Source organism: Mesorhizobium sp. B2-4-3, from assembly GCF_006442815.1.
Taxonomy (GTDB): domain Bacteria; phylum Pseudomonadota; class Alphaproteobacteria; order Rhizobiales; family Rhizobiaceae; genus Mesorhizobium.
In genome coordinates this window covers 39879-61682 of record NZ_VFVL01000023.1, presented here as the reverse complement: position 1 = coordinate 61682, position 21804 = coordinate 39879, and the positions used below count along the sequence as shown (strand labels likewise).

22 protein-coding genes are annotated in these 21804 nt (G+C 66.1%); 10 read left to right on the top strand and 12 right to left on the bottom strand.

Annotated features, from left to right (window positions below):
* Positions 1-135: 135 nt before the first annotated feature.
* From mepA to FJ956_RS20825, 4 genes are all read right to left on the bottom strand, one after another.
* Positions 136-1218 carry a penicillin-insensitive murein endopeptidase gene (gene mepA, locus FJ956_RS20840; RefSeq protein ID WP_140681014.1) on the bottom strand — a complete coding sequence of 361 codons (1083 nt, stop codon included), beginning with the start codon at positions 1216-1218 and terminating at the stop codon, positions 136-138.
* A gap of 95 nt (positions 1219-1313) precedes the next feature.
* Positions 1314-2216 (bottom strand): SDR family oxidoreductase, encoded by a 903-nt coding sequence (locus tag FJ956_RS20835; protein ID WP_140681016.1) that lies wholly within the window; start codon positions 2214-2216, stop codon positions 1314-1316.
* A gap of 13 nt (positions 2217-2229) precedes the next feature.
* Entirely contained in the window at positions 2230-3375 is a 1146-nt protein-coding gene (queG, locus tag FJ956_RS20830) for a tRNA epoxyqueuosine(34) reductase QueG (RefSeq protein WP_140681018.1), read from the bottom strand.
* Entirely contained in the window at positions 3356-4048 is a 693-nt protein-coding gene (locus FJ956_RS20825) for a glutathione S-transferase family protein (protein ID WP_140645947.1), read from the bottom strand. The genes queG and FJ956_RS20825 overlap by 20 nt, the downstream gene beginning before the upstream one ends.
* A 213-nt stretch (positions 4049-4261) precedes the next feature.
* Here FJ956_RS20825 and FJ956_RS20820 point away from each other — a divergent pair, with 213 nt between their 5' ends.
* Positions 4262-5068: an undecaprenyl-diphosphate phosphatase gene (locus tag FJ956_RS20820; protein ID WP_140681020.1), complete on the top strand. Its 807-nt coding sequence runs from the start codon at positions 4262-4264 to the stop codon at positions 5066-5068.
* 56 nt (positions 5069-5124) lie between these two features.
* Here FJ956_RS20820 and FJ956_RS20815 read toward each other — a convergent pair whose 3' ends face one another.
* Together FJ956_RS20815 and rsmI are read right to left on the bottom strand one after the other, a co-directional pair.
* Positions 5125-5502 carry a YraN family protein gene (locus FJ956_RS20815; protein ID WP_140681022.1) on the bottom strand — a complete coding sequence of 126 codons (378 nt, stop codon included), beginning with the start codon at positions 5500-5502 and terminating at the stop codon, positions 5125-5127.
* Positions 5495-6391 carry a 16S rRNA (cytidine(1402)-2'-O)-methyltransferase gene (gene rsmI / locus FJ956_RS20810; protein WP_181170300.1) on the bottom strand — a complete coding sequence of 299 codons (897 nt, stop codon included), beginning with the start codon at positions 6389-6391 and terminating at the stop codon, positions 5495-5497. The genes FJ956_RS20815 and rsmI overlap by 8 nt, the downstream gene beginning before the upstream one ends.
* 214 nt (positions 6392-6605) lie before the next feature.
* On the opposite strand from rsmI, the gene FJ956_RS20805 reads away from it, so the two are divergent.
* Positions 6606-6794: a hypothetical protein gene (locus FJ956_RS20805; protein ID WP_140681024.1), complete on the top strand. Its 189-nt coding sequence runs from the start codon at positions 6606-6608 to the stop codon at positions 6792-6794.
* A 188-nt stretch (positions 6795-6982) separates the two neighbouring features.
* Here the strand turns inward: FJ956_RS20805 and hemW are convergent, their stop codons facing one another.
* From hemW to rph, 4 genes are all read right to left on the bottom strand, one after another.
* Entirely contained in the window at positions 6983-8155 is a 1173-nt protein-coding gene (gene hemW, locus FJ956_RS20800; protein ID WP_181170301.1) for a radical SAM family heme chaperone HemW, read from the bottom strand.
* Positions 8152-8829: an RdgB/HAM1 family non-canonical purine NTP pyrophosphatase gene (gene rdgB / locus FJ956_RS20795; RefSeq protein ID WP_140681026.1), complete on the bottom strand. Its 678-nt coding sequence runs from the start codon at positions 8827-8829 to the stop codon at positions 8152-8154. The genes hemW and rdgB overlap by 4 nt, the downstream gene beginning before the upstream one ends.
* Positions 8829-9239 (bottom strand): VOC family protein, encoded by a 411-nt coding sequence (locus FJ956_RS20790; RefSeq protein ID WP_140681028.1) that lies wholly within the window; start codon positions 9237-9239, stop codon positions 8829-8831. Before FJ956_RS20790 ends, rdgB begins: the two co-directional genes overlap by 1 nt.
* Positions 9240-9435: 196 nt before the next feature.
* Complete coding sequence (gene rph / locus FJ956_RS20780; protein ID WP_112098165.1) at positions 9436-10152, bottom strand: ribonuclease PH; 717 nt, start codon at positions 10150-10152, stop codon at positions 9436-9438.
* A gap of 196 nt (positions 10153-10348) precedes the next feature.
* Here rph and hrcA point away from each other — a divergent pair, with 196 nt between their 5' ends.
* The 5 genes from hrcA to cysK all read left to right on the top strand — a co-directional run bounded on the left by hrcA (position 10349) and on the right by cysK (position 16116).
* The gene (gene hrcA / locus FJ956_RS20775; protein WP_140681032.1) at positions 10349-11446 is read left to right on the top strand and encodes a heat-inducible transcriptional repressor HrcA; all 1098 of its coding nucleotides are present in this window, start codon (positions 10349-10351) and stop codon (positions 11444-11446) included.
* Between the two features lie 166 nt (positions 11447-11612).
* A complete protein-coding gene (locus FJ956_RS20770; RefSeq protein WP_140681034.1) occupies positions 11613-11828 on the top strand; it encodes a hypothetical protein in 216 nt (71 codons plus the stop codon).
* Positions 11829-12414: 586 nt separating this feature from the next.
* Positions 12415-13752, top strand: a complete 1338-nt coding sequence (locus FJ956_RS20765) for a sorbosone dehydrogenase family protein (protein WP_140681036.1) — start codon at positions 12415-12417, stop codon at positions 13750-13752.
* A 439-nt stretch (positions 13753-14191) separates the two neighbouring features.
* Entirely contained in the window at positions 14192-14809 is a 618-nt protein-coding gene (locus FJ956_RS20760) for a LysE family translocator (protein WP_140681038.1), read from the top strand.
* Positions 14810-15135: 326 nt separating this feature from the next.
* Positions 15136-16116, top strand: coding sequence for a cysteine synthase A (gene cysK, locus FJ956_RS20755; RefSeq protein ID WP_140681040.1), 981 nt, complete (start codon positions 15136-15138; stop codon positions 16114-16116).
* A gap of 81 nt (positions 16117-16197) precedes the next feature.
* Here cysK and FJ956_RS20750 read toward each other — a convergent pair whose 3' ends face one another.
* Positions 16198-17445 carry an RNA polymerase sigma factor gene (locus tag FJ956_RS20750; protein ID WP_140681042.1) on the bottom strand — a complete coding sequence of 416 codons (1248 nt, stop codon included), beginning with the start codon at positions 17443-17445 and terminating at the stop codon, positions 16198-16200.
* Between the two features lie 11 nt (positions 17446-17456).
* Positions 17457-17825 (bottom strand): YciI family protein, encoded by a 369-nt coding sequence (locus FJ956_RS20745; protein ID WP_140681044.1) that lies wholly within the window; start codon positions 17823-17825, stop codon positions 17457-17459.
* Positions 17826-18084: 259 nt separating this feature from the next.
* Here FJ956_RS20745 and FJ956_RS20740 point away from each other — a divergent pair, with 259 nt between their 5' ends.
* From FJ956_RS20740 to FJ956_RS20725, 3 genes are all read left to right on the top strand, one after another.
* Positions 18085-19044 (top strand): TAXI family TRAP transporter solute-binding subunit, encoded by a 960-nt coding sequence (locus tag FJ956_RS20740; RefSeq protein ID WP_140681046.1) that lies wholly within the window; start codon positions 18085-18087, stop codon positions 19042-19044.
* 231 nt (positions 19045-19275) lie between these two features.
* Positions 19276-21402 (top strand): TRAP transporter permease, encoded by a 2127-nt coding sequence (locus FJ956_RS20730; RefSeq protein ID WP_140681050.1) that lies wholly within the window; start codon positions 19276-19278, stop codon positions 21400-21402.
* Entirely contained in the window at positions 21399-21776 is a 378-nt protein-coding gene (locus FJ956_RS20725; RefSeq protein ID WP_140681052.1) for a DUF1850 domain-containing protein, read from the top strand. Before FJ956_RS20730 ends, FJ956_RS20725 begins: the two co-directional genes overlap by 4 nt.
* Positions 21777-21804: the final 28 nt, after the last annotated feature.

The window sequence follows — 21804 nt, the reverse complement described above, 5'->3', positions numbered from 1 at the left end:
TCCAGGGTCTTCGCGACGGGGCTTCGCTCCTGCTCCGCCCTGGAATGACGATCGTGATGGGCGTTTCGGCCAATCTCCAAGGCATGCCACCAACGCAAACAGAGCCGACCGGTCAAAATCCCCTGTGCAGTGCCACTAGTTTCCCGGCCTTGGCCTTGGCAGCGGGATGCCGATCTTGGGCGTCGGCGCGAAGGCGCTTGCCGCCGCCGGGATCGCGGCGTTGCCGCTGGAGATGGTCTCCGCCGGCTCGGTCGGCTGCGGCTCGGCCACGGCCACCGCGGCGCCGCCGCCGCCATGATAGGTCACAGCCTCCAGCGAGGGCGCGTCGGGCGCATTGACCACGTCCTGGCATTGCTTCGGCAGATTGGCCATGGTCATCAGGTCGCGCGCCTTGGGCGCATCGGGGTTCTTGTTCGGCCGCCACGGCTCCTCGGTGAACCACCAGGCAAGCGGCTTGCCGCAGCCATCGTCGTCCGGCGTCGTCTCCTGCCCCTTGCAGAAAGGCGAGCCCGGCTGGCAGCCGATGCGCATATGAAAATGATAGTCATGGCCCCAGAACGGCCGGATCTTGCGCAGCCAGGAGCGGTCGCCGGTGACGGTGTCGCAGAGCTTCTTCTTGATGCCGGGATTGACCAGGATGCGCTCGACCTCCGGATAGCTCGCCGCGCGCTTCAAAAGCCGCGTATGCGCCGGCGTCCACAGCGCGTCCTTCACCAGATGCGTTTTTTCGTCGACCATCAGCGTCGCGCTCATCGATTCGCGCTGCGCCATGGTCAGCGGCCGCTTCGGCATCGGCGTCAGCCAGATGTCGGCGTCGAGCCCGATCTGGTGCGAGGCATGGCCGGTCATCATCGGTCCGCCGCGCGGTTGCGAGACGTCGCCGACCAGAAGCCCCGGCCAGCCGTCGGCTTGGGCATCGCGCGCGAGCTTCTCGATCAGCGCGATCATCGCCGGATGGCCCCAGCGCCGGTTGCGCGACGGGCGCATCACTTCCCAGGTCGGCCCGTCCATCGGCAGCGCCACGCCGCCGGTGAAGCAGCCCTTGGAGTAGAAGCCGAAGGATTGCGCGGGCGCCACGGCCGGCAGCTTTCGGGCGCCGAACAGGTCCTTCGCGCGCGGTTCGGCTGAAATGGCGGCAGCCGCAAGCGCGGCTAGCGTCACCAGCGCCAGCGCCGCGGTCAGGAACGGCTTGCGGTCAGGCAGCGATCGCAAATTCATCAGGCTGGGTCCCTCTCCAGTCTATCCATTTGCCGCGCGTTCAAGCGACCCGATCAGGAACGTATCGTACCACGTCGCGCGTCCCGTATCGATCGTCAGCCCCTCATCGGGCTGCGCGGCTCTCCGTCCCGCCAGTTGCCCTCGGCCCACATCCCATCCAGCGCCACCCGGTAGTTCGGAAACCGGAAGCGATAGCCGGCCGCCTTGATCGCCTGATTCGCGACGCGCTTGTTCTCGCCATAGAAAGACCGCGCCATGGGCGAAAGTTGGGCAGTCTCGAAGGGAATTTCGGGCGGCGGCGTGACGCCCATCAGCCCGGCGGCATAAGCCACGACATCCTGCGGCGGCGCCGGCTCGTCGTCTGTGACGTTGAAGATGCCGCTAATGTTTTTCTCCGCCAGCAGCCAGAGCGCGCCCGCGATGTCGTCGCAATGGATGCGGTTGAACACTTGGTCCGGCTTGACCAGCCGCCGCGCCGTGCCGTCCTCGAGATTGGCCAGCGCGTTGCGGCCCGGTCCGTAGATGCCGGAAAGCCGCAGTATCGCCACCGGTTTGCCGATCTCGTGGCCAAGCGTCAGCCATTCCTGTTCGGCCGCCACCCGCATCACCGAACGCTTCGACACCGGGCGGCACGCGCTGGTCTCGTCCACCCAGGCACCGCCATGGTCGCCATAGACGCCGACGGTCGAGAGATAGCCGACCCACTCGAGCGCCGGCATCTTTGCCCGGATCGTCTCGCCGGCGGCGTTGAGCACCGGATCGCCGGCGTCGTCGGGGCCGACCGAGACGATGAGATGCGTGGTCTGTGCAAGCGCATCGCCGAGCTCGGGCGACAGCGCGCCGTCGAAGCGCAGCGGCTCGATGCCGGCCGACCGCAGCGCCTCGAACTTTTCCGGCGCCCGGGTCGTGCCGGAGACCGGCGCGTGGCGCTCGTTGGCCCGCGCGAAAGCCTTGGCCGAATAGCCGGCGCCGAAGATGAAGAAGCGTGTTTCGCTCATCGATGAACCCCCATCAATCGGCCTTCACGGTCAGCGCTGCCAGCCATTCCTCCCGGACCGTCGTATCCGTCTCGGTCTTCGAAGCCGTGGCGGCAAGGTCGCCAAATTCGCGACCGGAGAGCAGTCGCGACAGGGCCCAGATTGTCGCACCCCGCACTAGCGGCGAGGCATCGTCGAGCAGGCGGCGCGCGATCGGTGCAAGCGAAGCATCGCCCGAATTGCCGGCGGCGATCAGCACGTTGCGGATGAAACGGTCGCGGCCGATGCGCTTGATGGGCGAGCCCGAGAACAATGACCGGAAGCCTGCGTCGTCGAGAAGCAACAGTTCCGACAGCTTCGGCTCGCGCAGATCGGCGCGCGCGGCAAGCTTCACCTCCGAAGCCGTGCTGGCGAATTTGTTCCACGGGCAGGCGGCCAGGCAATCGTCGCAGCCATAGATGCGGTTGCCGATCTTGTCGCGGAACTCGCGCGGGATCGGCCCCTTGTTCTCGATGGTGAGGTAGGAAATGCAGCGCCGCGCGTCGAGGCGGTAGGGCGCGGGGAAAGCGTCGGTCGGGCAGGCGTCGAGGCAGGCGCGGCAGGAGCCGCAATGGTCGATCTCGGCCTGGTCCGGTTCAAGCTCCGCGGTGGTGAAGATGGTGCCGAGGAACAGCCACGAGCCATGCGCGCGGCTGACCAGATTGGTGTGCTTGCCCTGCCAGCCGAGCCCGGCGGCTTCCGCCAGCGGTTTTTCCATGACAGGCGCGGTATCGACGAACACTTTTACGTCTCCGCCGGCCTTTGCCACGATCTTGCCGGCGATCTCCTTCAGCCGGCCCTTCATCACATCGTGGTAGTCGCGGTTTTGCGCATAGACCGAGATCGCGCCGCGGTCGGACTTCGCGAGGATATCGCGCGGATCGCGGTCTGGGCCGTAATTCATCGCCAGCACGATGATCGAGCAGACCTCCGGCCACAGCGTCGAGGGCTCGGCCCGCCGCTGAACCGTCTCGGCGATCCACTCCATCGAGCCGTGGAAACCGTCGGATACGAATTCGGCGAGTCTCGCCGGCGCCAGCGGGATCGCGTCCGGCCGGGTCACGGCGACTGCCTCGAAGCCGGCGCGGCGCGCCTCGGCGTCGATCAGCGCGCGCAGGCTCTCAGAAATCGAGGTCCGCATAATGCGACACCGGCGACAGGCCGCGCACCCGGTCGGAAAGCAGTGGCCGGAACGACGGCCGCGATTTCACCCGCGTGTACCATTCGCGCGCGGCGGCATGCTCGCGCCAGTCGATCTCGCCGAGATAATCGAGCACCGAAAGCGTCGCCGCCGCCGCGAGGTCGGCATAGGTCACCTTGTTGCCGGCCAGCCAATGGCGCGTGCCGGCCAGCCAGTTGGTGTATTTCATGTGCTGGCGGATGTTGGCGCGCGCGGCGCGGATCGCCGCCGAGTCCGGCGAGCCGCCGCCGGCGGTCTCCGGCATGACCGGCTTCAGCACGCGCTCGCGCACCAGATGCCGCGTCACTTCGCTTTCGGCCTTGCTCAGATACCAGTCGGTCAGCCGGCGGATCTCGGCGCGCTGCATCGGGTCCTCGGCGAACAGCCGCTTGTCGCGCTTCAAGACGCCGCGCGTCTCGTCGAGATATTCGGCGATCACCATGGCGCCGACGATCGGCACGTCGCCTTCGGCAAGCAGGATCGGCAGCGTGCCGGCCGGGTTCAGCGCCAAAAACTCCTTGCGCCGCGTCCACGGCTTTTCCTCGATCAGCGCCAGTTCCTCGCCATACTCGCCGAAGGCGAGGCGCGCGAAGCGGCAGGTGGCGAACATGGGATGATGGAAAAGCGTCAGCATGGTTCCGCGATGAAAAGGCGCACTGGCAATTGGCCGGCAGCGCCGGTAAGTCTTGGCCGCCCGATTCCTGGGGCTGTCATGGGTGTTGCGACCTATAGGGACACTTCCGCCCCATGACAAGCAAGCCCTTCCCCTGGAGCATGATGTCGTCCGAAAACCGCTTCACACTTTTCGGCATCGTGCTCCAGCCGTCATCCGAGATCAGAGGTTGCCATGGAAAGCCAGACCATCGTCGAAGCGCTGCTGCTCGGGCTTTTGGAGGGCCTGACCGAGTTCATTCCGGTGTCCTCGACCGGCCACATCCTGCTGGCCGGCCATTTCCTCGGCTTCCATTCCACCGGCAAGGCCTTCGAGATCCTGATCCAGCTCGGCGCGATCCTGGCGATCCTCAGCGTCTATTTCAGCAAGCTCTGGCAGATGCTGATCAAGCTGCCCAGCGATCCGCAGACCCGGCATTTCGTTATCGGCATCCTCATCGCCTTCCTGCCTGCCGCCGTCATTGGCGCGCTGGCGCATGATTTCATCAAGACCATCCTGTTCGAATCGCCTCGGCTGATCTGCATCATGCTGATCATCGGCGGCGTGGTGCTGCTCGTCGTCGACCGCATCAACTTCAAGCCGGTGCATCACGATGTCGAGCGCTTCCCGCTGAACGTTTACCTCAAGATCGGCCTGTTCCAGTGCCTGTCGCTGATCCCCGGCACTTCGCGCTCCGGCTCGACGATCGTCGGCGCGCTGCTGATGGGCGTCGACAAGCGCGCGGCGGCCGAATTCTCCTTCTTCCTGGCCATGCCCACCATGGTCGGCGCCTTCGCCTTCGACCTTTTCAAGAACCGCAACGTGCTGACCTCGGCCGACCTGCCGATCATCACCGTCGGTTTCATCGCCGCCTTCGTCACCGCGCTCATCGTCGTGCGCTTCCTGCTCGATTACGTCTCGCGCAACGGCTATTCACTGTTCGGCTGGTGGCGGCTTGTGGTGGGTGTCGTCGGGCTGGTGGCGGTGATGGTTTGGGGGTGAGCGGCTGGGCCGCTTAACGCCGCTGTCCCGCCAGCCTATCGCCGTTGGGCAGACCCTCAATTCCGTCCATAAAACGCGTTCTCGACATGCACCGGCCAGCGCCAGGGCAGCACCGCCACCATGTCGAAACGCATCGAAAGCCTGCCATAATCCGGCTGGCGCGACAGCCACAAATCCGCGGCGCCCTCGATGCGGCGCTCCGATTCACGACCGATCGCTTCCATCGCCTCGATCAGCGTGCGCCGCGCCTTGACCTCGACGAACAGGACGAGGTCGCCGCGCCGGGCGATGAGGTCGATCTCGCCAAGCCTGGTGCGGTGGCGGCGGGCAAGGATGCGATAGCCTTTCAGCATCAGCGCCAGCGCCGCCAACCATTCGCCGCGATGGCCGCGTCGATAGGCTTTTCGACGATGGCCCGCCGTGCGTTCAGCCACCGCTGCCTTCCCTCAACTCCAGCAGTCGCCGGTAGAGCGCCTGCTTCTGCCCGCCGGTCATCTTTGCGGCTTCAGCCGCAGCCTTCGACGCCGGCATTTCGGCCGCGAGCGACAGAAGCAGCCGGTCGATGTCGGCGGGCGCCTCTTCCGCCGCTTCCGGCGGGCCGACGCAGATGACGATCTCGCCCTTCGGCGTGTCGGCCGCGGCATAATGGCCGGCCAGCTCGGCAAGCGTGCCGATGCGCATCTCCTCGAACGTCTTGGTCAGCTCGCGGCCGATCGCGGCTTTGCGTTCGCCGCCGAGCGCCTCGACCATGGCGCCAAGCGTCTCCGCCAGCCGTCTGGGCGATTCGAAGAAGATCAGCGTCGCCGGCACCTGCTTGAACGTTTCGAGCTTGGTCAGCCGCTGCCCGGTCTTCACCGGCAGGAACCCGGCGAACAGGAAGGCGTCGGATGGCAGGCCCGACGCGGTCAGCGCGGCGAGCGCCGCCGACGGGCCGGGGATCGGCACGACGCGGATGCCATGGTCCAGCGCTTCGCCGACCAGCCGGTAGCCCGGATCGGAAATGAGCGGCGTGCCGGCATCCGAGATCAGCGCCACGCTCTGCCCGGCTTCGAGCGCAGCGATCAGCTTCGGTCCGGCCTCGCCGGCATTGTGCTCGTGATAGGCGGTGGTGCGGCGGCGGATGCCGTAGCGTTCGAGCAGCACGCGCGAGACGCGCGTGTCCTCGCAGGCGACGGTGTCGGCGGCGGCAAGAGTCTCCAGCGCGCGCAGCGTGATGTCGGCCAGATTGCCGATCGGCGTCGCCACCAGATAGAGCGCCGGCTGAAGCGGCCGCGCCGCGATCTCGCTCTGCCCGATCAGATAGCTGCGTTTGTCGCCGGTCACCGAATGCCCCTCATTCCGAGCAATTCCAGGAAAAGTGTGTCGCGGTTTTCCGTCCGGAATTGCGAAAGAACCAAATCTGTTTCGCATGGCTGGCGCCTCGTTGCAAAACGTGAGGTCGACGTAAGGAAATCGCCATGCCTTTGCCACAGTGCGGAACGAAACCGGCAACGGCGAATTTAACCCCGGATTCCCCGGGAGGAGGCAGGACCGAACGATGCCCAATCGCTTCGACATCTTCATCAGCCGACTTGAAAGCAAAACCGCCCGCGAGGGCATCCCTCCACATCCGATCGCCGCCCAGTCCGGCGCCCGCCGCGACAAGGCCGACCAGAAGCCTGTCCGCCACGACGAGGCGCATGGCGAGAAGCACCGCGGCAAGCGCCGCCAGAAGCACGACGCTTAAAGCAGTTCGCGACCTCGCGCCTCGTCATTCCAGGGCGGAGCAAGGAGCGGAGCGACGCGCGCAGACCCTGGAATCCATGCCGTTACTTCGACGTTCCGCCAGCGGTGCAGAATTCTGTTCCGCAGCGTCCTTCGGGTTGGTCACGGAATGGATTCTCGGGTCAAGCCCGAGAATGACGAACGCGCGAGTTACCTCGCCAGATCCGCCACCACCGCGTCCAGCACGATCATGCCGGCGGATGTCGCACGCAGCCGGGCATTGCCGACCGGCGCCACCAGCCCTTCCTCCTGCAGCACCGAAAGCCGCGAACTCGACAGGCCGCGCCCAGCGAGCGCCTCGTAGCGCTCAAGGTCGATGCCTTCGGCCAGTCGCAGTCCCATCAGCAGGAACTCGTCGGCCTCTTCCGCGCGGGTCAGCACTTCGCCGCCGGTGACGCCGTGCCCTTTGGCCTCGACCAGATTGGCCCAGGTCTCCGGCATTCTTTCCGCAATCGTCACCGTGCGGCGGCCATTCTCGACGAAGCGGCCATGCGCGCCGGGGCCGACGCCGACATATTCGCCGTAGCGCCAATAGGTCAGATTATGCCGGCTTTCCGCGCCGGGTTGGGCATGGTTGGAAATCTCGTAGGCCGGCAGGCCATGCGCCGCTGTCGCCTCCTGCGTCAGCGCGTAGAGGTCGGCGGCGTGGTCGTTGTCGGGCAGCGTGAATTTCCGCGCCGCGTAGAGCGCGTGGAAGGGCGTGCCCTCCTCGATGGTGAGCTGATAGAGCGAAAGATGGTCGACGGCATAGCCGATCGCCTGCTCCAGCTCCGCCCGCCACGCCTCCGGCGTCTGGCCGGGCCGCGCATAGATCAGGTCGAAGGAGAGGCGGGGAAAGATCTCGCGTGCGAGGCCGATTGCCAGCAGCGCCTCCTCGACATTGTGCAGCCGGCCGAGGAAGCGCAAATCCTTGTCGTTCAGCGCCTGCACGCCGAGCGAGACGCGGTTGACGCCGGCGGCGCGATAGCCGCGGAAACGCTCGGCCTCGACCGAGGACGGGTTGGCTTCCAGCGTCACCTCGATGCCGGCCGGCACCGTCCAGTTCCTCGCCACCGCCTCCAGCACCGCCGCGACGGTTTCCGGCTTCATCAGCGACGGCGTGCCGCCGCCGAGAAAGATGCTGGTCACCTCGCGCGGGCCGGTGCGGTCGCGCATGGTCGCAAGCTCGGTCTCGAAGGCGCGCGCAAAACGCTCCTGGTCGACCGGCTGGTGGCGGACATGGCTGTTGAAGTCGCAATAAGGGCACTTGGCCGCGCAGAACGGCCAGTGGATGTAGACGCCGAAGCCAGGGCTGCGGTCGAGCGGTAGGGTCACGGCGCTCATGACGATCCTGGTCGCGCCAGATCCAGGCGCGCCAAATCCAGGCGGGCTTGCGCGAATTTCTGGAAGGCGCGGGCGCGGTGCGACAGCGCCGTCGCCTGGCCGGGCTTCCAGCCATGCTTTTCTTCCGCGCTCATCTCGCCAAAGGTCTTGTCGAAACCGTTGGGCAGGAACACCGGATCGTAGCCGAAGCCGAGCGCGCCGCGCGGCGGCCACACCAGCCTGCCTTCCGCTTCGCCCCGGTAATACTCGGCCTCGCCGTCCGGAAATGCCAGGCATATGACGGCGACGAAGCGGCCGGTGCGCTGCGAAGGGTCGGTCGCACCGACTTCCTGCAGCGCCACTTCGGTGCGTTGCATGGCCATGCCGAAATCCCTGCTGCCATCGGGCTTCTCGGCCCAGTTGGCGGTGTAGACCCCCGGCGCGCCGTCGAGCGCGTCGACGCAGAGGCCTGAATCGTCCGACAGCGCCGGCAGGCCGGTCGCCTTGGCGGCCGCATACGCCTTGATATAGGCGTTCTCCTCGAAGGTGGTGCCGGTCTCGTCGGGTTCGGGCAGGCCGTAGTCCTTGGCCGATTTCGCCTCGAAGCCGAACGGCGCCATCAGGTCGGCGAATTCGCGCAGCTTGCCTTCATTGTGGCTGGCGACGACGATTTTCTGGCCGTTCAAAGAATGCATCAAAAACCCCAGATCCTTGGCTCGGCGAACTCGATCGAATTGCCCGACGGATCGCGGATATAGATCGAATGCCCGCCCTGCGGCCACTCGAAATCGCTTTCGATGGCGATGTTCCTGGCCGCGAGATGCCTGCGCCATGCGGCGATCTCATCGGCGGTCGCGGCGAAGCAGAGGTGGCCCTCGCCGGCCGTGCCGTGCGGCGGCACCTTCAGCCTGGCGTCGGGCGCCGGCGGGATCTTGGTCGCCTCGGCGTTGAAGAGGAGCAATACGCCGTCGCCGCAGCGGAAGAAGACGTGGCGCCCTTCGACCTTGCCCAGCGCCTCGAGGCCGATGACGTCGCGGTAGAAGGCTTCGGCTGCCTTGAGATCATTCACATATAGCGCTGATTCCAAAATTGCTGAGGGAGTCACGAGGCACCCCCCTCTGGCCTGCCGGCCATCTCCCCCGCAAGGGGGGAGATTGGCAGCTCCGCCGGCGGCATCTCAACGTTGATGGTTGGCGAAACCCAAGGTGACATCCGATCTCCCCCCTTGCGGGGGAGATGGCCGGCAGGCCAGAGGGGGGTGTGAAGGATCGCCAACCTCATTCGTTCTTCTCTGCGACGCCCTACGCCACCGCCATCTGCTGCAAGCTCACCAGCCGCGAGATACCCTTCTTCGCCAGCCCCATCAGCGCCGCGAACTGCTCCTCTGAGAAGGGCTCGCCCTCGGCCGTGCCCTGGATCTCGACGATGCCGCCCTTGCCCGTCATGACGAAATTGGCGTCGGTGCCGGCCGAGGAATCCTCGAGGTAATCGAGATCGATGACCGGCTGGCCGTCATGGATGCCGCAGGAAATCGCCGCGACATGGTCCTTCAGCACCTTGGAAACGCTCACCATCTGGCGCGCTTCCATCCAGCGCAGGCAATCATAGAGCGCCACCCAGCCGCCGGTGATCGAGGCGGTGCGCGTGCCGCCATCGGCCTGGATGACGTCGCAGTCGACGGTGATCTGCTGCTCGCCCAGCGCCTGCAGGTCGACCACGGCGCGCAGCGAACGGCCGATCAGCCGCTGGATCTCAAGCGTGCGGCCGCCCTGCTTGCCGGCCGAGGCCTCGCGCCGCATGCGCTCGCCGGTCGAGCGCGGCAGCATGCCGTATTCGGCCGTCACCCAGCCCTTGCCGGAATTGCGCATCCATGCCGGCACTTTTTCCTCCAGGCTCGCCGTGCACAGCACATGCGTGTCGCCGAACTTCACCAGGCACGAGCCTTCGGCATGCTTGGAGACGCCGCGCTCGAAGGAGATGGCGCGCATTTCGTCGGCTTGGCGTTTGGAGGGGCGCATTCGGCCTTCTTTCTTGTCGTTTTCCGGAATCGTGGCCGGCTTGTAGACGCATGCGGGGCAAGTCGCAAAGGAAAAGGACGCCGCGCAGGAAAACGGGCCGGGTGACCGCAAACGCGGCACCGTGACCGCAAACGCGGCACGGGTTGCGCCGGTGTGGCTTAAGTCTATATCTTTCGGAAGGAGGTTTCTCGCCGGGATGAACAAACCAGTCGATCCGACGTCCCAGAGTCCCGGGCTTCAGTCGCCGGTACTTCAATCACTCGACATGCGCTCGCGCGATATCTTCCGGCGGATTGTCGATTCCTACTTGCGCGACGGCGAGCCGGTCGGCTCGCGCAGCCTGTCGCGCATCCTGCCCTCCTCGCTGTCGCCGGCCACCATCCGCAACGTGATGAGCGACCTCGAGCATCTGGGGCTGATCTACGCGCCGCATATTTCCGCCGGGCGGCTACCGACCCAGACCGGCTTGCGCTTTTTCGTCGACGCGTTCATGGAGCTTGGCGACCTTTCCGACGACGAGCGCCGCACCATCGAGGCGCAGGTGCGCGCCTCCGGCTCCGGCGCGACGCTGGAGCATATGCTGACCGAGGCTAGCCAGATGCTGTCCGGCATGTCGCGCGGCGCCGGCCTCGTGCTCGCCTCCAAGAACGAGGTGGCGCTGAAGCACATCGAATTCATCCAGCTCGAGCCCACCAAGGCGCTCGCCGTGCTGGTGTCGCAGAACGGCGATGTCGAGAACCGCGTCGTCGACCTGCCGGCCGGCACCACCGTGTCGCAGTTGCACGAGGCCTCGAATTTCCTCAACGCCCATATCCGTGGCCGAACACTGGCCGAGGCGCGGGCGGAAATCGCCCGCATCAAGGACGAGACCACGGCGGCGCTCGACACGCTGTCGCAGGATCTGGTCGAGAAGGGGCTGGCGGTCTGGGCCGGCGCCGAAAGCGGCCTGCCGGCGCGCCTTATCGTGCGCGGCCGCGCCAACCTCCTGGAAAACGTCACCGCCCAGGCGGATATCGAATTGCTTCGCCATCTGTTCGAGGACCTGGAAACCCAGGACGGACTGCTGCAGCTGCTCGACCTCGCCGAAGAAGGGCCGGGCGTGCGCATTTTCATCGGCTCGGAGAACAAGCTGTTTTCGCTGTCCGGCTCGTCGCTGGTCGTCGCCCCCTATCGCGACAAGGACGCCCGCGTCGTCGGCGCGCTTGGCGTCATCGGCCCGACCCGGCTGAATTACGCTCGCATCGTGCCGATGGTCGACTACACCGCACAACTGATTTCCCGCATGCTTCGTTAGGTGTATCGATATGCAGATGATGCCGGCCTGCGAACGGCGGCTTCCTGCGCTTCCGGTGCTCACGTACTTGAACGTACGCTCCGCTCCGGTTCTCGGAATCCACCGTTCTCGACTCGGCCTGACCTGAACCTCGACACACCTAAGGTCCGCCGCAGAGGAGAAAAACATGGCGCTTGAATCGTTGAAAGCCCAGATCAGCCTGCTGCTCGAGGAGATGGTGAACCAGCCCAAGGACGAGCACGAAATCCAGGAGCAGCTGCGCGAGAAATTGCGGGAAATGCGCGCCATGGGCCTGCCCTTGCCGGCGGACCTCGTCGAGCTGGAAAAGCGCCTCGACGACGACCTGGATGCCGAGGAGGCGACTGATCGGCAGGCGCCATGAAATCCGCTCACCGCTCTTTTCAGAACACCCGCCGATCCTAGTTTCCTAACACGGAAATTGACGGATCGGGCGGTGTTGCCCTGGCAGATCGCCTGCTTCGGAGATTGGCCGAAACGCGCAATCGCGATCGTCATTCCAGGGCGGAGCAGGAGCGAAGCTCCGTCGCGAAGACCCTGGAATCCATGCCGTTACCTTCGCCAAGGCGTGCAACGGAGCAAATTCTGCACCGTCGCAACGCTTCCAAGTCACGGAATGGATTCTATGGTCTGCGCCGCGTCGCTTCGCTCCTTGCTTCGCCATAGAATGACGAGGTTGGGCGGCTCTCGACCAATCCCCGGCGTTTGCGCTGATTTCACGGACATGAATGGAAAATCTTGCACCAAGACAAACGGCAACCTTTCAAAAATCCGTGTGTCGGGGAACTAGTTCCTAACCCGGAAATTGACGGATCGGATGGTGTTGCGGCGCATGCCTTGTAGATCGGCGGGGGCGCTTTTAGTCATCCCAGGGTCTCCGCGACGGAGCTTCGCTCCTGCTTCGCCCGGGGATGACGACGTCGGCCAGGCGCAGACGACGGAGGACAGCCATGATGCGGATCGCCGGCCTTGCGGGCCTCGCGCTGGTCTTTGCCACCGGCGCCCTTGCGCAGGCCGATCAACCCTTGCTCAGCGGCGAAAAAGCCTTCGGCGATTGGAAGGCCGACCGCCCGGGCGTGCGCCGGCTGCTGAAACCGCAGGATTTGTCGAAACCCGATGTGACGGAGTCCGCCTCCAATGGCGGCGGTGTCACCGATCGCCCCGAGGATGCGAAGCCGAAGCTTCCGCCCGGCTTCTCCGCCGCGCTGGTCGCTTCCGGTATCGACAGTCCGCGTGTCGTGCGCGTGGCGCCGAATGGCGATCTCTTCATCGCCGACAGCCGGGCGAACCAGGTTCGCGTCTATCGCCTGGCGGAAGGCAGCGCCAAGCCCGCGCAGACATCGGTCTTCGCCAAGGGCCTGACCCGGCCCTACGGCATCGCCTTCTATCCGCCGGGCGACAAGCCGCAATGGGTCTATGTCGCCAACAGCAACAGCGTCGTGCGCTTTGCCTATCGCGACGGCGACCTCGAAGCGTCCGGCAAGCCGGAAACCATCGTCGCAAAGGTTCCCGCCAGCCATCACTGGACGCGCGACATCGCCTTCTCGCCCGACGGCAAGACGCTCTATCTGTCGGTCGGCTCGGGCTCCAACGTTGCCGAGGACATGGGCGCAAAGCCGAAGGGCGGTGTCGAGGCGTGGACGAAATCGCAGCCGCTGGGCGAGGCCTGGGGTCCGGAACAGGGTCGCGCCGACGTGCTGGCTTTCGATCCCAACGGCAACAACCGCAGGACCGTCGCCACCGGCCTGCGCAACTGCTCCGGCATGACCGTGCAGCCGGCGACGGGCGCGCTCTGGTGCGTCGTCAACGAGCGCGACGAGCTTGGCGATAACACCCCCTTCGAATACGCGACCGCCGTGAAGGAAGGCGCCTTCTATGGCTGGCCCTGGTATTATATCGGCGACAACGAGGATCCGCGCCACAAGGGCGCGCGCCCCGATCTCGCCGGCAAGGTCACGGTTCCGGATGTGCTGATGCAGGCGCATTCGGCGCCGCTCAACATCGCCTTCTATGATGGCGGGAGTTTTCCGGCTGACTATAAGGGCGACGCCTTCGTCACGCTGCACGGCTCGTGGAACCGCAATGTCCGCACCGGCTACAAGGTGGTGCGGCTCAGATTCAAGGACGGCAAGCCGACCGGCGAATACGAGGACTTCGCCACCGGCTTCGTCATTTCCGACGACGCGGTCTGGGGCCGGCCGGTCGGCGTCGCCGTGGCCCGGGACGGCGCGCTGATCCTGACCGAGGACGGCAACGGCACGATCTGGCGCATTACTTATGGTGGGTAGCTGTTCGACAGTGGGTCATAAGGGACAGCGCAAACGCTGGGAATTGGCGGATACCTCTCAACCTCGTCATTCCAGGGCGGAGCAGCCGCGAAGCGGCGTCGCGGAGACCCTGGAATCCATTCCGTGACGCATGAGCGCTGCTGCGGTGCAGAATTCTGCTCCGCTGCGCTCTTTGATCAGGGTCACGGAATGGATCCTCGGGTCTGCGCGCGTCGCTTCGCTCCTTGCTCCGCCCGTGGATGACGAGGCTGGGCCGTTTCGACCAATCTCCAAGGCGCGCGCGCCGGCGCGACCGGCCAAATGCCCGTGCCGGGAACACTTCCCGGTCGAGCTGGCGCAACAAATCCCGCCGCGAGGGGAATTACCGTCGAACTGGCATCATGATAAAAGCCCGGCTCTCGACAGCGGTCCCCGCAGGACTATACGCCAGGCCAGAACCATGACACTCACCGGATTCCTCGCTTACAGCGCCGCCCTCGGCGTCGCCGCCGCCATTCCCGGCCCCGGCGTGACGGCGCTTGTCGCCCGCGCGCTCGGCTCCGGCTTCCGTTCCTCGCTCGCCATGTCGTTCGGCCTGATGCTCGGCGACCTCACCTATCTCACCGCCGTGGTGCTCGGGCTCGCCTTCGTCGCGCAGACCTTCGGCATGGTCTTCCTCGCCATCAAATGGGCCGGCGTCGCTTATCTCGCCTTCCTTGCCTGGCGCTTCTGGACCAGCGGCATCACGCCCGAGACCATCGAGGCGAGGAAGGCCAAGGGCGGCCTGGTGTCGAGCTTCGTCGCCGGGCTGACCGTGACGCTCGGCAATCCGAAGACGATGATCTTCTATCTCGCCATAACGCCGACCATCGTCGACCTGAAGACGATCACGCTCGCCGACTACGCCATCCTCGCGATGCTCACCGTGGCGGTGCTGTTCGTGGTGCTGGTGCCTTATCTGGCTTTGGCCGCCAAGGCGCGCTGGTTCCTGAAATCGCCGCGCGCGCTGAAGGTCCTGAACCGCACCGCCGCCGGCTTCATGATGGGGGCGGCCGCCGCGATCGCGGCGCGTCAATAAGGTGTATTGATATTCAGGTGAGGCCGGCCTGCGAAGGACGGCTTCCTGCGCTTCCGGTGCTCACGTACTTCTAGTACGCTCCGCTCCGGTTCTCGGAATCCACCCTTCTCGGCTCGGCCTGACCTGAATCTCAACACACCCTGGTGCGTGATCGTTTCGATTTCAGCCAAACCATTCCTGAAACCCGCCGCGGCGGAAAATGCTTTTCCGGTCGCGGGCGCTTTTGAGCAACCGCCCCACTCGGATATTTTCGGTCGCCGGCCTATCTTGCGCGGCTGAAAGCCCTATTCTGTTTTTGCCTGTGCCATTGCCTTGGGAGCGAACCAATGAACAAGCCCGTCACCTCCGCGCGCGTGCCCGGCCGCGGCCGCGTCTTCAATTCGATCACGGAGACGATTGGCGACACGCCGCTGGTCAGGCTGGACAAGTTCGCCAAGGAGAAGGGCATCGTCGCCAATCTCATGGCCAAGCTCGAATTCTTCAACCCGATCGCTTCGGTCAAGGACCGCATCGGCGTCGCCATGATCGAGGCGCTGGAGGAGGCCGGCAAGATCGCGCCCGGCAAGACCACGCTGATCGAGCCGACCTCCGGCAACACAGGCATCGCGCTCGCCTTCGCCGCCGCCGCCAAGGGCTACAAGCTGATCCTCACCATGCCGGAGACCATGTCGGTCGAGCGCCGCAAGATGCTGGCGCTGCTCGGCGCGGAGCTGGTGCTGACCGAAGGCCCGAAAGGCATGAAGGGCGCCATCGCCAAGGCCGACGAGCTCGCCGCCACGCTGCCCAATGCCATCATCCCGCAGCAATTCGAGAATCCGGCCAATCCCGAAATCCACCGCCGCACCACGGCCGAGGAAATCTGGAACGACACCAATGGCGAGGTCGACATCTTCGTTTCCGCCATCGGCACCGGCGGCACCATCACCGGCGTCGGCCAGGTGCTGAAGAAGCGCAAGCCTTCGCTGCAGGTCGTGGCGGTCGAGCCGGAGGCCTCGCCGGTGCTGTCGGGCGGCCAGCCCGGCCCGCACAAGATCCAGGGCATCGGCGCCGGCTTCGCCCCTAAAATCCTCGACACCTCGATCTATGACGAGGTCGTCAGGGTCTCGAACGAGGATTCGGTCGCCAATGCCCGCCTCGTCGCCCGCCTCGAGGGCGTGCCGGTCGGCATCTCGTCGGGCGCAGCGCTCCAGGCGGCCATCGTCGTCGGCTCGCGGCCGGAGAACAAGGGCAAGAACCTCGTCGTCGTCATCCCCTCCTTCGCCGAGCGCTATCTCTCGACCATCCTGTTCGATGGGCTGGGCGCTTAGGCGCGCTCGGAGGTTGGCTTCAGCCGCCCTCACGGTCGTCATCCACGGGCGGAGCAAGGAGCGAAGCGACGCGCGCAGACCCTAACTCCCAACAAGCTTCGCCTTCTCGCCCTGCAGGAAACGCCGCAGCGCCGGGTCGCGCTCGAGGCCGATCGCCCGGTCGTAGGACTGGGCCGCCTGCTTCGTGTTGCCTAGCCTGGCCAACAGCCCGGCGCGAGCGGCCCAATAGGGCTGGTAGTCCTGCAGCCGCTTGTCCTCGCCCAGCACGTAAAGCGCAGCCAATCCAGCCGTTGCACCGTCGGTTTCGGCGATCGCCACCGCGCGGTTGATCGCCACCACCGGCGAGCCGGCCACGGCCTGCAGCGCGTCATAGAGCTGGCGGATCGCCGTCCAGTCCGTGCCGCCGCCGCGCCGGCGCGCCGTATGGGCGGACTGCACGGCGGCCTCGAGCTGATAGCGACCGATGATGCTCCTTTGCGCGGCGTGCACCAGCAAGGCTTCCGCCTCGTCGATCAGGCCGTCGTCCCAGAGCGCGATATCCTGCTCGGCCAAAGGCACGAAATCGCCGTCCGCGCCGCGCCTCGCCGAGCGGCGCGCCTCGGCGAACAGCATCAGCGCCAGAAGCCCGAGCGCCTCCGGCTCGTCCGGCATCAGCGAGGCGACCAGTCGTCCAAGCCAGATGCCTTCGGTGGCGAGGTTGCGCCGCCGGCTGTCGGTGCCGGTCGGATCGGACCAGCCTTCGGCGAAGGTGGCGTAGATCGCCTCCAGCACGGCGCCCAGCCGCTCGCCGAGCTCCGCCTGCTCCGGCACGCGAAACGGAATCCCGGTTTCGCGGATGCGCGCCTTGGCCCGCACCAGCCGCTGTCCCATCGTCGCCGGCGAAACCAGGAAGGCCGAGGCGATCGTCGCGGCGTCGAAACCGAGGATCGTCTGCAGGATCAGCGGCGCGCGCACACTCGATTCGATCGCCGGATGGGCGCAGGCAAACATCAGCCGCAGCCGGTCGTCGGGCAGCTCCTCGCCGTGCATGCGCGCCTCCATTTCCTCAGCCATCAGCTGCAGATGATCGCGGGCGGCCTCGCCGGTCAGCCTCCGCCGCACCGCGTCCACGTCGCGCCGACGCGCCACCGCGAGCAGCCAGGCTTCCGGCTGGGCCGGGACGCCGGTTCGCGGCCAGCGTTCGAGCGCGGCCGCGAAGGCGTCGGCCAGCGCGTCCTCGGCACCGGCGACGTCGCGCGTGCGGGCCGCCAGCCAGGCCACCAGCTTGCCGTAGCTGCGCCGGGCGGCCGCCTCGGCCGCCGCCCGCGCGATCTCCGAGCGATCATCCATCACAGGGTTCGCTATGCGGCTTCTATGTACTCGGCCATTTCCCAGATCGGCCGCACCTCGACCGTGCCGGTGCTGGACGCCGGGCAACGCGCGCCCCATTCGATGGCCGTGTCGATGTCGGCCGCCTCGATCATGTAGAAACCCGCCAATTGCTCCTTGGTGTCGGCATAGGGGCCGTCGAGCACATTGGTCTTGCCGTTCGCCATCCGCACCGCGGTGGCCGCCTGGGTCGGGCGCAGCCGCTCGCCGGCGATATAAGCGCCGGATGTCTTCAGCGCCTCGGTATAGGCGCCATAGGCCGCGAGCACCTGCTGGGTCTGCTCCTTCGGAGCGTTCGCCATCGCGGCTTCGTCATTGTAGATCAAAAGCATGTATCGCATGGTCTTCTCCCGTTTTGTTGAAGGCCGCATCGTCGCGTGCCGACCTATGTCGTGCGGCCGCAGCCGATTTCGACAGGCGCCTCGAAAATCTTTCGTCCCCAAAGCAAGCGAGCGCAAGCCGGCGCTTTTCGTCGCCACTCGACCATTGGTCTAACGCATGCAATTGCGGGTTGGCATTTGCCTTCCGCCGTCTAAACTCGTCGCGGCTCGCCGGGAGGGGCGGGTTGCGGGCCGACATTTTTTCAGGGAGGAAATCGCGATGTTCAATTTCAGGACCAAGTCTATTGCCGCCGGCGCGCTGGCTTTGTCGCTCGGCCTTGGTGCCGTGTCGGCCGGGGCGCAGGAATTCATCAATGTGCTCACCGGCGGCACGTCGGGCGTCTACTATCCGCTCGGGGTCGCGCTGTCGGAGATTTACGGCAAGGGCATAGAGGGCTCGCGCACCCAGGTTCAGTCGACCAAAGCTTCGGTCGAGAACCTTAACCTGCTGCAGCAGGGCAAGGGCGAGATCGCCTTTGCGCTCGGCGATTCCGTCAAGATGGCTGCCGAAGGCAACACGGAGGCCGGCTTCCCGGGCAAGCTCGACAAGCTGCGCGGCATCGCCGCGATCTATCCCAATTACATCCAGATCGTCGCCAGCCAGGAATCCGGCATCAAGACGCTCGCCGACCTCAAGGGCAAGAGCCTGTCGGTCGGCGCGCCTGCCTCCGGCACCGAGCTCAACGCGCGCGCCATCTTCGCCGCCGCCGGTCTCAAATACGAGGATCTCGGACGGGTCGAATATCTGCCCTTCGCCGAGTCGGTCGAGCTGATCAAGAACCGCCAGCTCGACGCCACCTTGCAGTCGGCCGGCCTCGGCGTCGCCTCCATCCGCGATCTCGCGACCTCGCTTCCCATCAACGTCGTCGCCGTGCCGGCCGAGGACGTCGCCAAGATCGGCGCCCCCTATCTTTCCGTGGTTATCCCGAAAGGCACTTATGAGGGCCAGACGGAAGACGTCGCGACCGCCGCGGTCGGCAATTTCCTCATCACCCGCGCCGACGTCTCCGACGAGACCGCCTACCAGATGACCAAGCTGCTGTTCGAGCATCTCGACCAGCTGGCCGCCGCGCATGCCGCCGCCAAGGCGATCGATCCGGCCAAGGCGCTGGACGGCATGCCTGTGGCGCTGCATCCCGGCGCGGAGAAATATTACAGGGAAAAAGGGCTGCTGAAGTAAAAGAGTGGCGCGACTAGCTGAGATGCCTTCGCCAGGCACCCCCCTCTGGCCTGCTGGCCATCTCCCCCGCAAGGGGGGAGATTGGCTGTCATCGCGGCTTTCGCCAATCGCCAACGTAGCAGGTGGAGCGCTGGCGCCGAAGCTGCCAATCTCCCCCCTTGCGGGGGAGATGCCCGGCAGGGCAGAGGGGGGTGCCTCACACTGCCATTCGTTCATCCTGGAGTGCGTCGGATGAGCGAAGCCAAGCCCGCAACAACAAGCGACGGCATCCCGCCCACTTTCCACCTCCCCGTCGCCGAGGAACAAGTCGAAGGCCTGCCGCCCGGCTTCGGCGAAGGCCTCGCCGGCAAGGCGGCCTTCCTCATCGCCGTCGCCTTTTCCGTCTTCCAGATCTACATCGCCGCCTATGGCAGCCTGCCCAGCCAGGTGGTGCGGGCCATGCATGTCGGCTTCCTGTTGCTGCTCGGTTTCGGCCTCATCGCCAACCTGCGCGCCAAGAGCGCCGCGGCGAAGGCGGGCTTCTGGGTGCTCGGCCTGCTCGGCTTCGGCACCGGCCTCTACAACTGGGTCTTCTATGCCGACCTCATCCGCCGCTCCGGCTTCCTCACCACGCCGGACCTGATCGTCGGCACGCTGCTGGTGGTGCTGGTCTTCGAAGCCGCCCGGCGGCTGATGGGGCTGCCGCTGGCGGTCATCGCTTTCATCTTTCTCGCCTACTGCTTCGTCGGCAATCACCTGCCGCCGCCCTTCATCCACCGCGGCTATGATTTCGCGCAGCTTATCGACACCTTCGCCTATGGCACCGAAGGCATATACGGCACGCCGGTCTATGTCTCGGCTGCCTATATCTTCATCTTCGTCGTCTTTGCCGCCTTCCTCGAACGTGCAGGCATGATCGCCCTATTCAACGATTTCGCGCTCGGCCTCGTCGGTTCGTGGCGCGGCGGCCCGGCCCAGGTCTGCGTGCTGTCCTCGGCGCTGATGGGCACCATCTCCGGTTCGGGCGTCGCCAATGTCGTCGCCAGCGGCCAGTTCACCATCCCGCTGATGAAGCGCTTCGGTTTCCGCTCCGCCTTCGCCGGCGCGGTCGAGGCGACCTCCTCGATGGGCGGCCAGATCATGCCGCCGGTGATGGGAGCCGTCGCCTTCATCATGGCCGAGACGCTGAACATCCCTTACGCCGAGGTGGTCAAGGCGGCGATCATCCCGGCGCTGCTCTATTTCGGCGCCTGCTTCTGGCAGGTGCATCTGGAGGCCGGCAAGGCCGGCCTGCACGGCATGGCCAAGGCGGACTTGCCCAATCCGTGGGAAGCGGTCAGGAAGCACTGGCCGCTGGTGCTGCCGCTCGCCGTGCTGGTCTATCTGCTTTTTGCCGGCTACACGCCGGTCTACGCCGGCACGATGGGGCTTGCGCTGACCATCGTGCTCATCCTCGGCACGCCGCTGGCAGCCTTGATCGGGCCGCTCGCTTTCCGCTTCGTCTTCTGGCTGGCGCTCGGGCTTGCCGCGGCGTCGTTCATGCGCTTCGGCGTCAATGTGCTGAGCCTCGTCATCGCGGCGCTCGTCATCGCCTGCTTCGCCTTCAAGGGCGGGCGCGAGACGCTGCGCATTTGCGTCGACTCGCTTGCCGAAGGAGCGAAGAACGCCCTGCCCGTCGGCATCGCCTGCGCCATCGTCGGCATCGTCATCGGCACGCTGACGCTCACCGGCATCGCTTCGACCTTCATCGGCTGGATCATCTCCATCGGCGAGAACAATCTGTTCCTGTCGCTGGTGTTGACCATGCTCACTTGCCTGGTTCTCGGCATGGGCATTCCGACCATTCCCAACTACATCATCACCTCCTCGCTCGCCGGCCCGGCGCTGCTGTCGCTCGGCGTGCCGCTGGTGGTCAGCCACATGTTCGTCTTCTATTTCGGCATCATGGCGGATCTCACTCCGCCGGTGGCGCTCGCCGCCTTTGCCGCCGCACCCATGGCGAAGGAAAGCGGCCTCAAGATCGGCATCCAGGCGACCAAGCTCGCCATCGCCGGCTTCGTCGTGCCGTTCATGGCCGTCTACACGCCGGCGCTGATGCTGCAGGACGCGGGCCCGATCGCGGCTTCGTTCGGCTATCCCGTCGAGGTCGCCTACATCGTCGTCAAGGCCTGCATGGGCATCGTGCTCTGGGGCGCCGCCGCCGTCGGCTTCCTCGCCCGCCGCATGGCTTGGTGGGAGCGTCTCGTCGCGTTCTGCGCCGGCCTGCTCCTGGTGGCCGCATTGCCGTTCACCGACGAGGCCGGCTGGGTGCTGGCGCTGGCCTGGATCGGCTGGCACTGCTGGCGCGCCCGCCGGCTGTCCACGGCCGGCACCGCATGAGCCTGTGCGTCCTCGCCGCTGGCAAGACGGTGACGCTCGCCGTCGCCGCCTTCACGCTGTCCTGGACGCATTCGGTGGAACGGACGCGCTGGCAGGAGAATTGGACGGTGACGCCCGCCGGGCTGCGGGTCGTTGAGGCGCGGGTCAAGGGCTCCGGCGCCGGCATGGAGCCGCCGGAGGGCTCGGTGCTGCGGAGCGGCTGGTGGGTCTATGCGCCACGGATCGGACCTCAGCCGCGCCTGGTGCTCGCGGCGTCCGGCGCCACCAGGGAAGGCTGGACGCTGTGCACGGCCGCCGGCTGCCAGGAACTGGGCGAGACGGCCGGCGAACCCACCGTGCTCGAACCGTGCGACGGCTCGAGCCAGCCACGGTAGCGCACGATCAGCCCGGCGACCGGGTGCG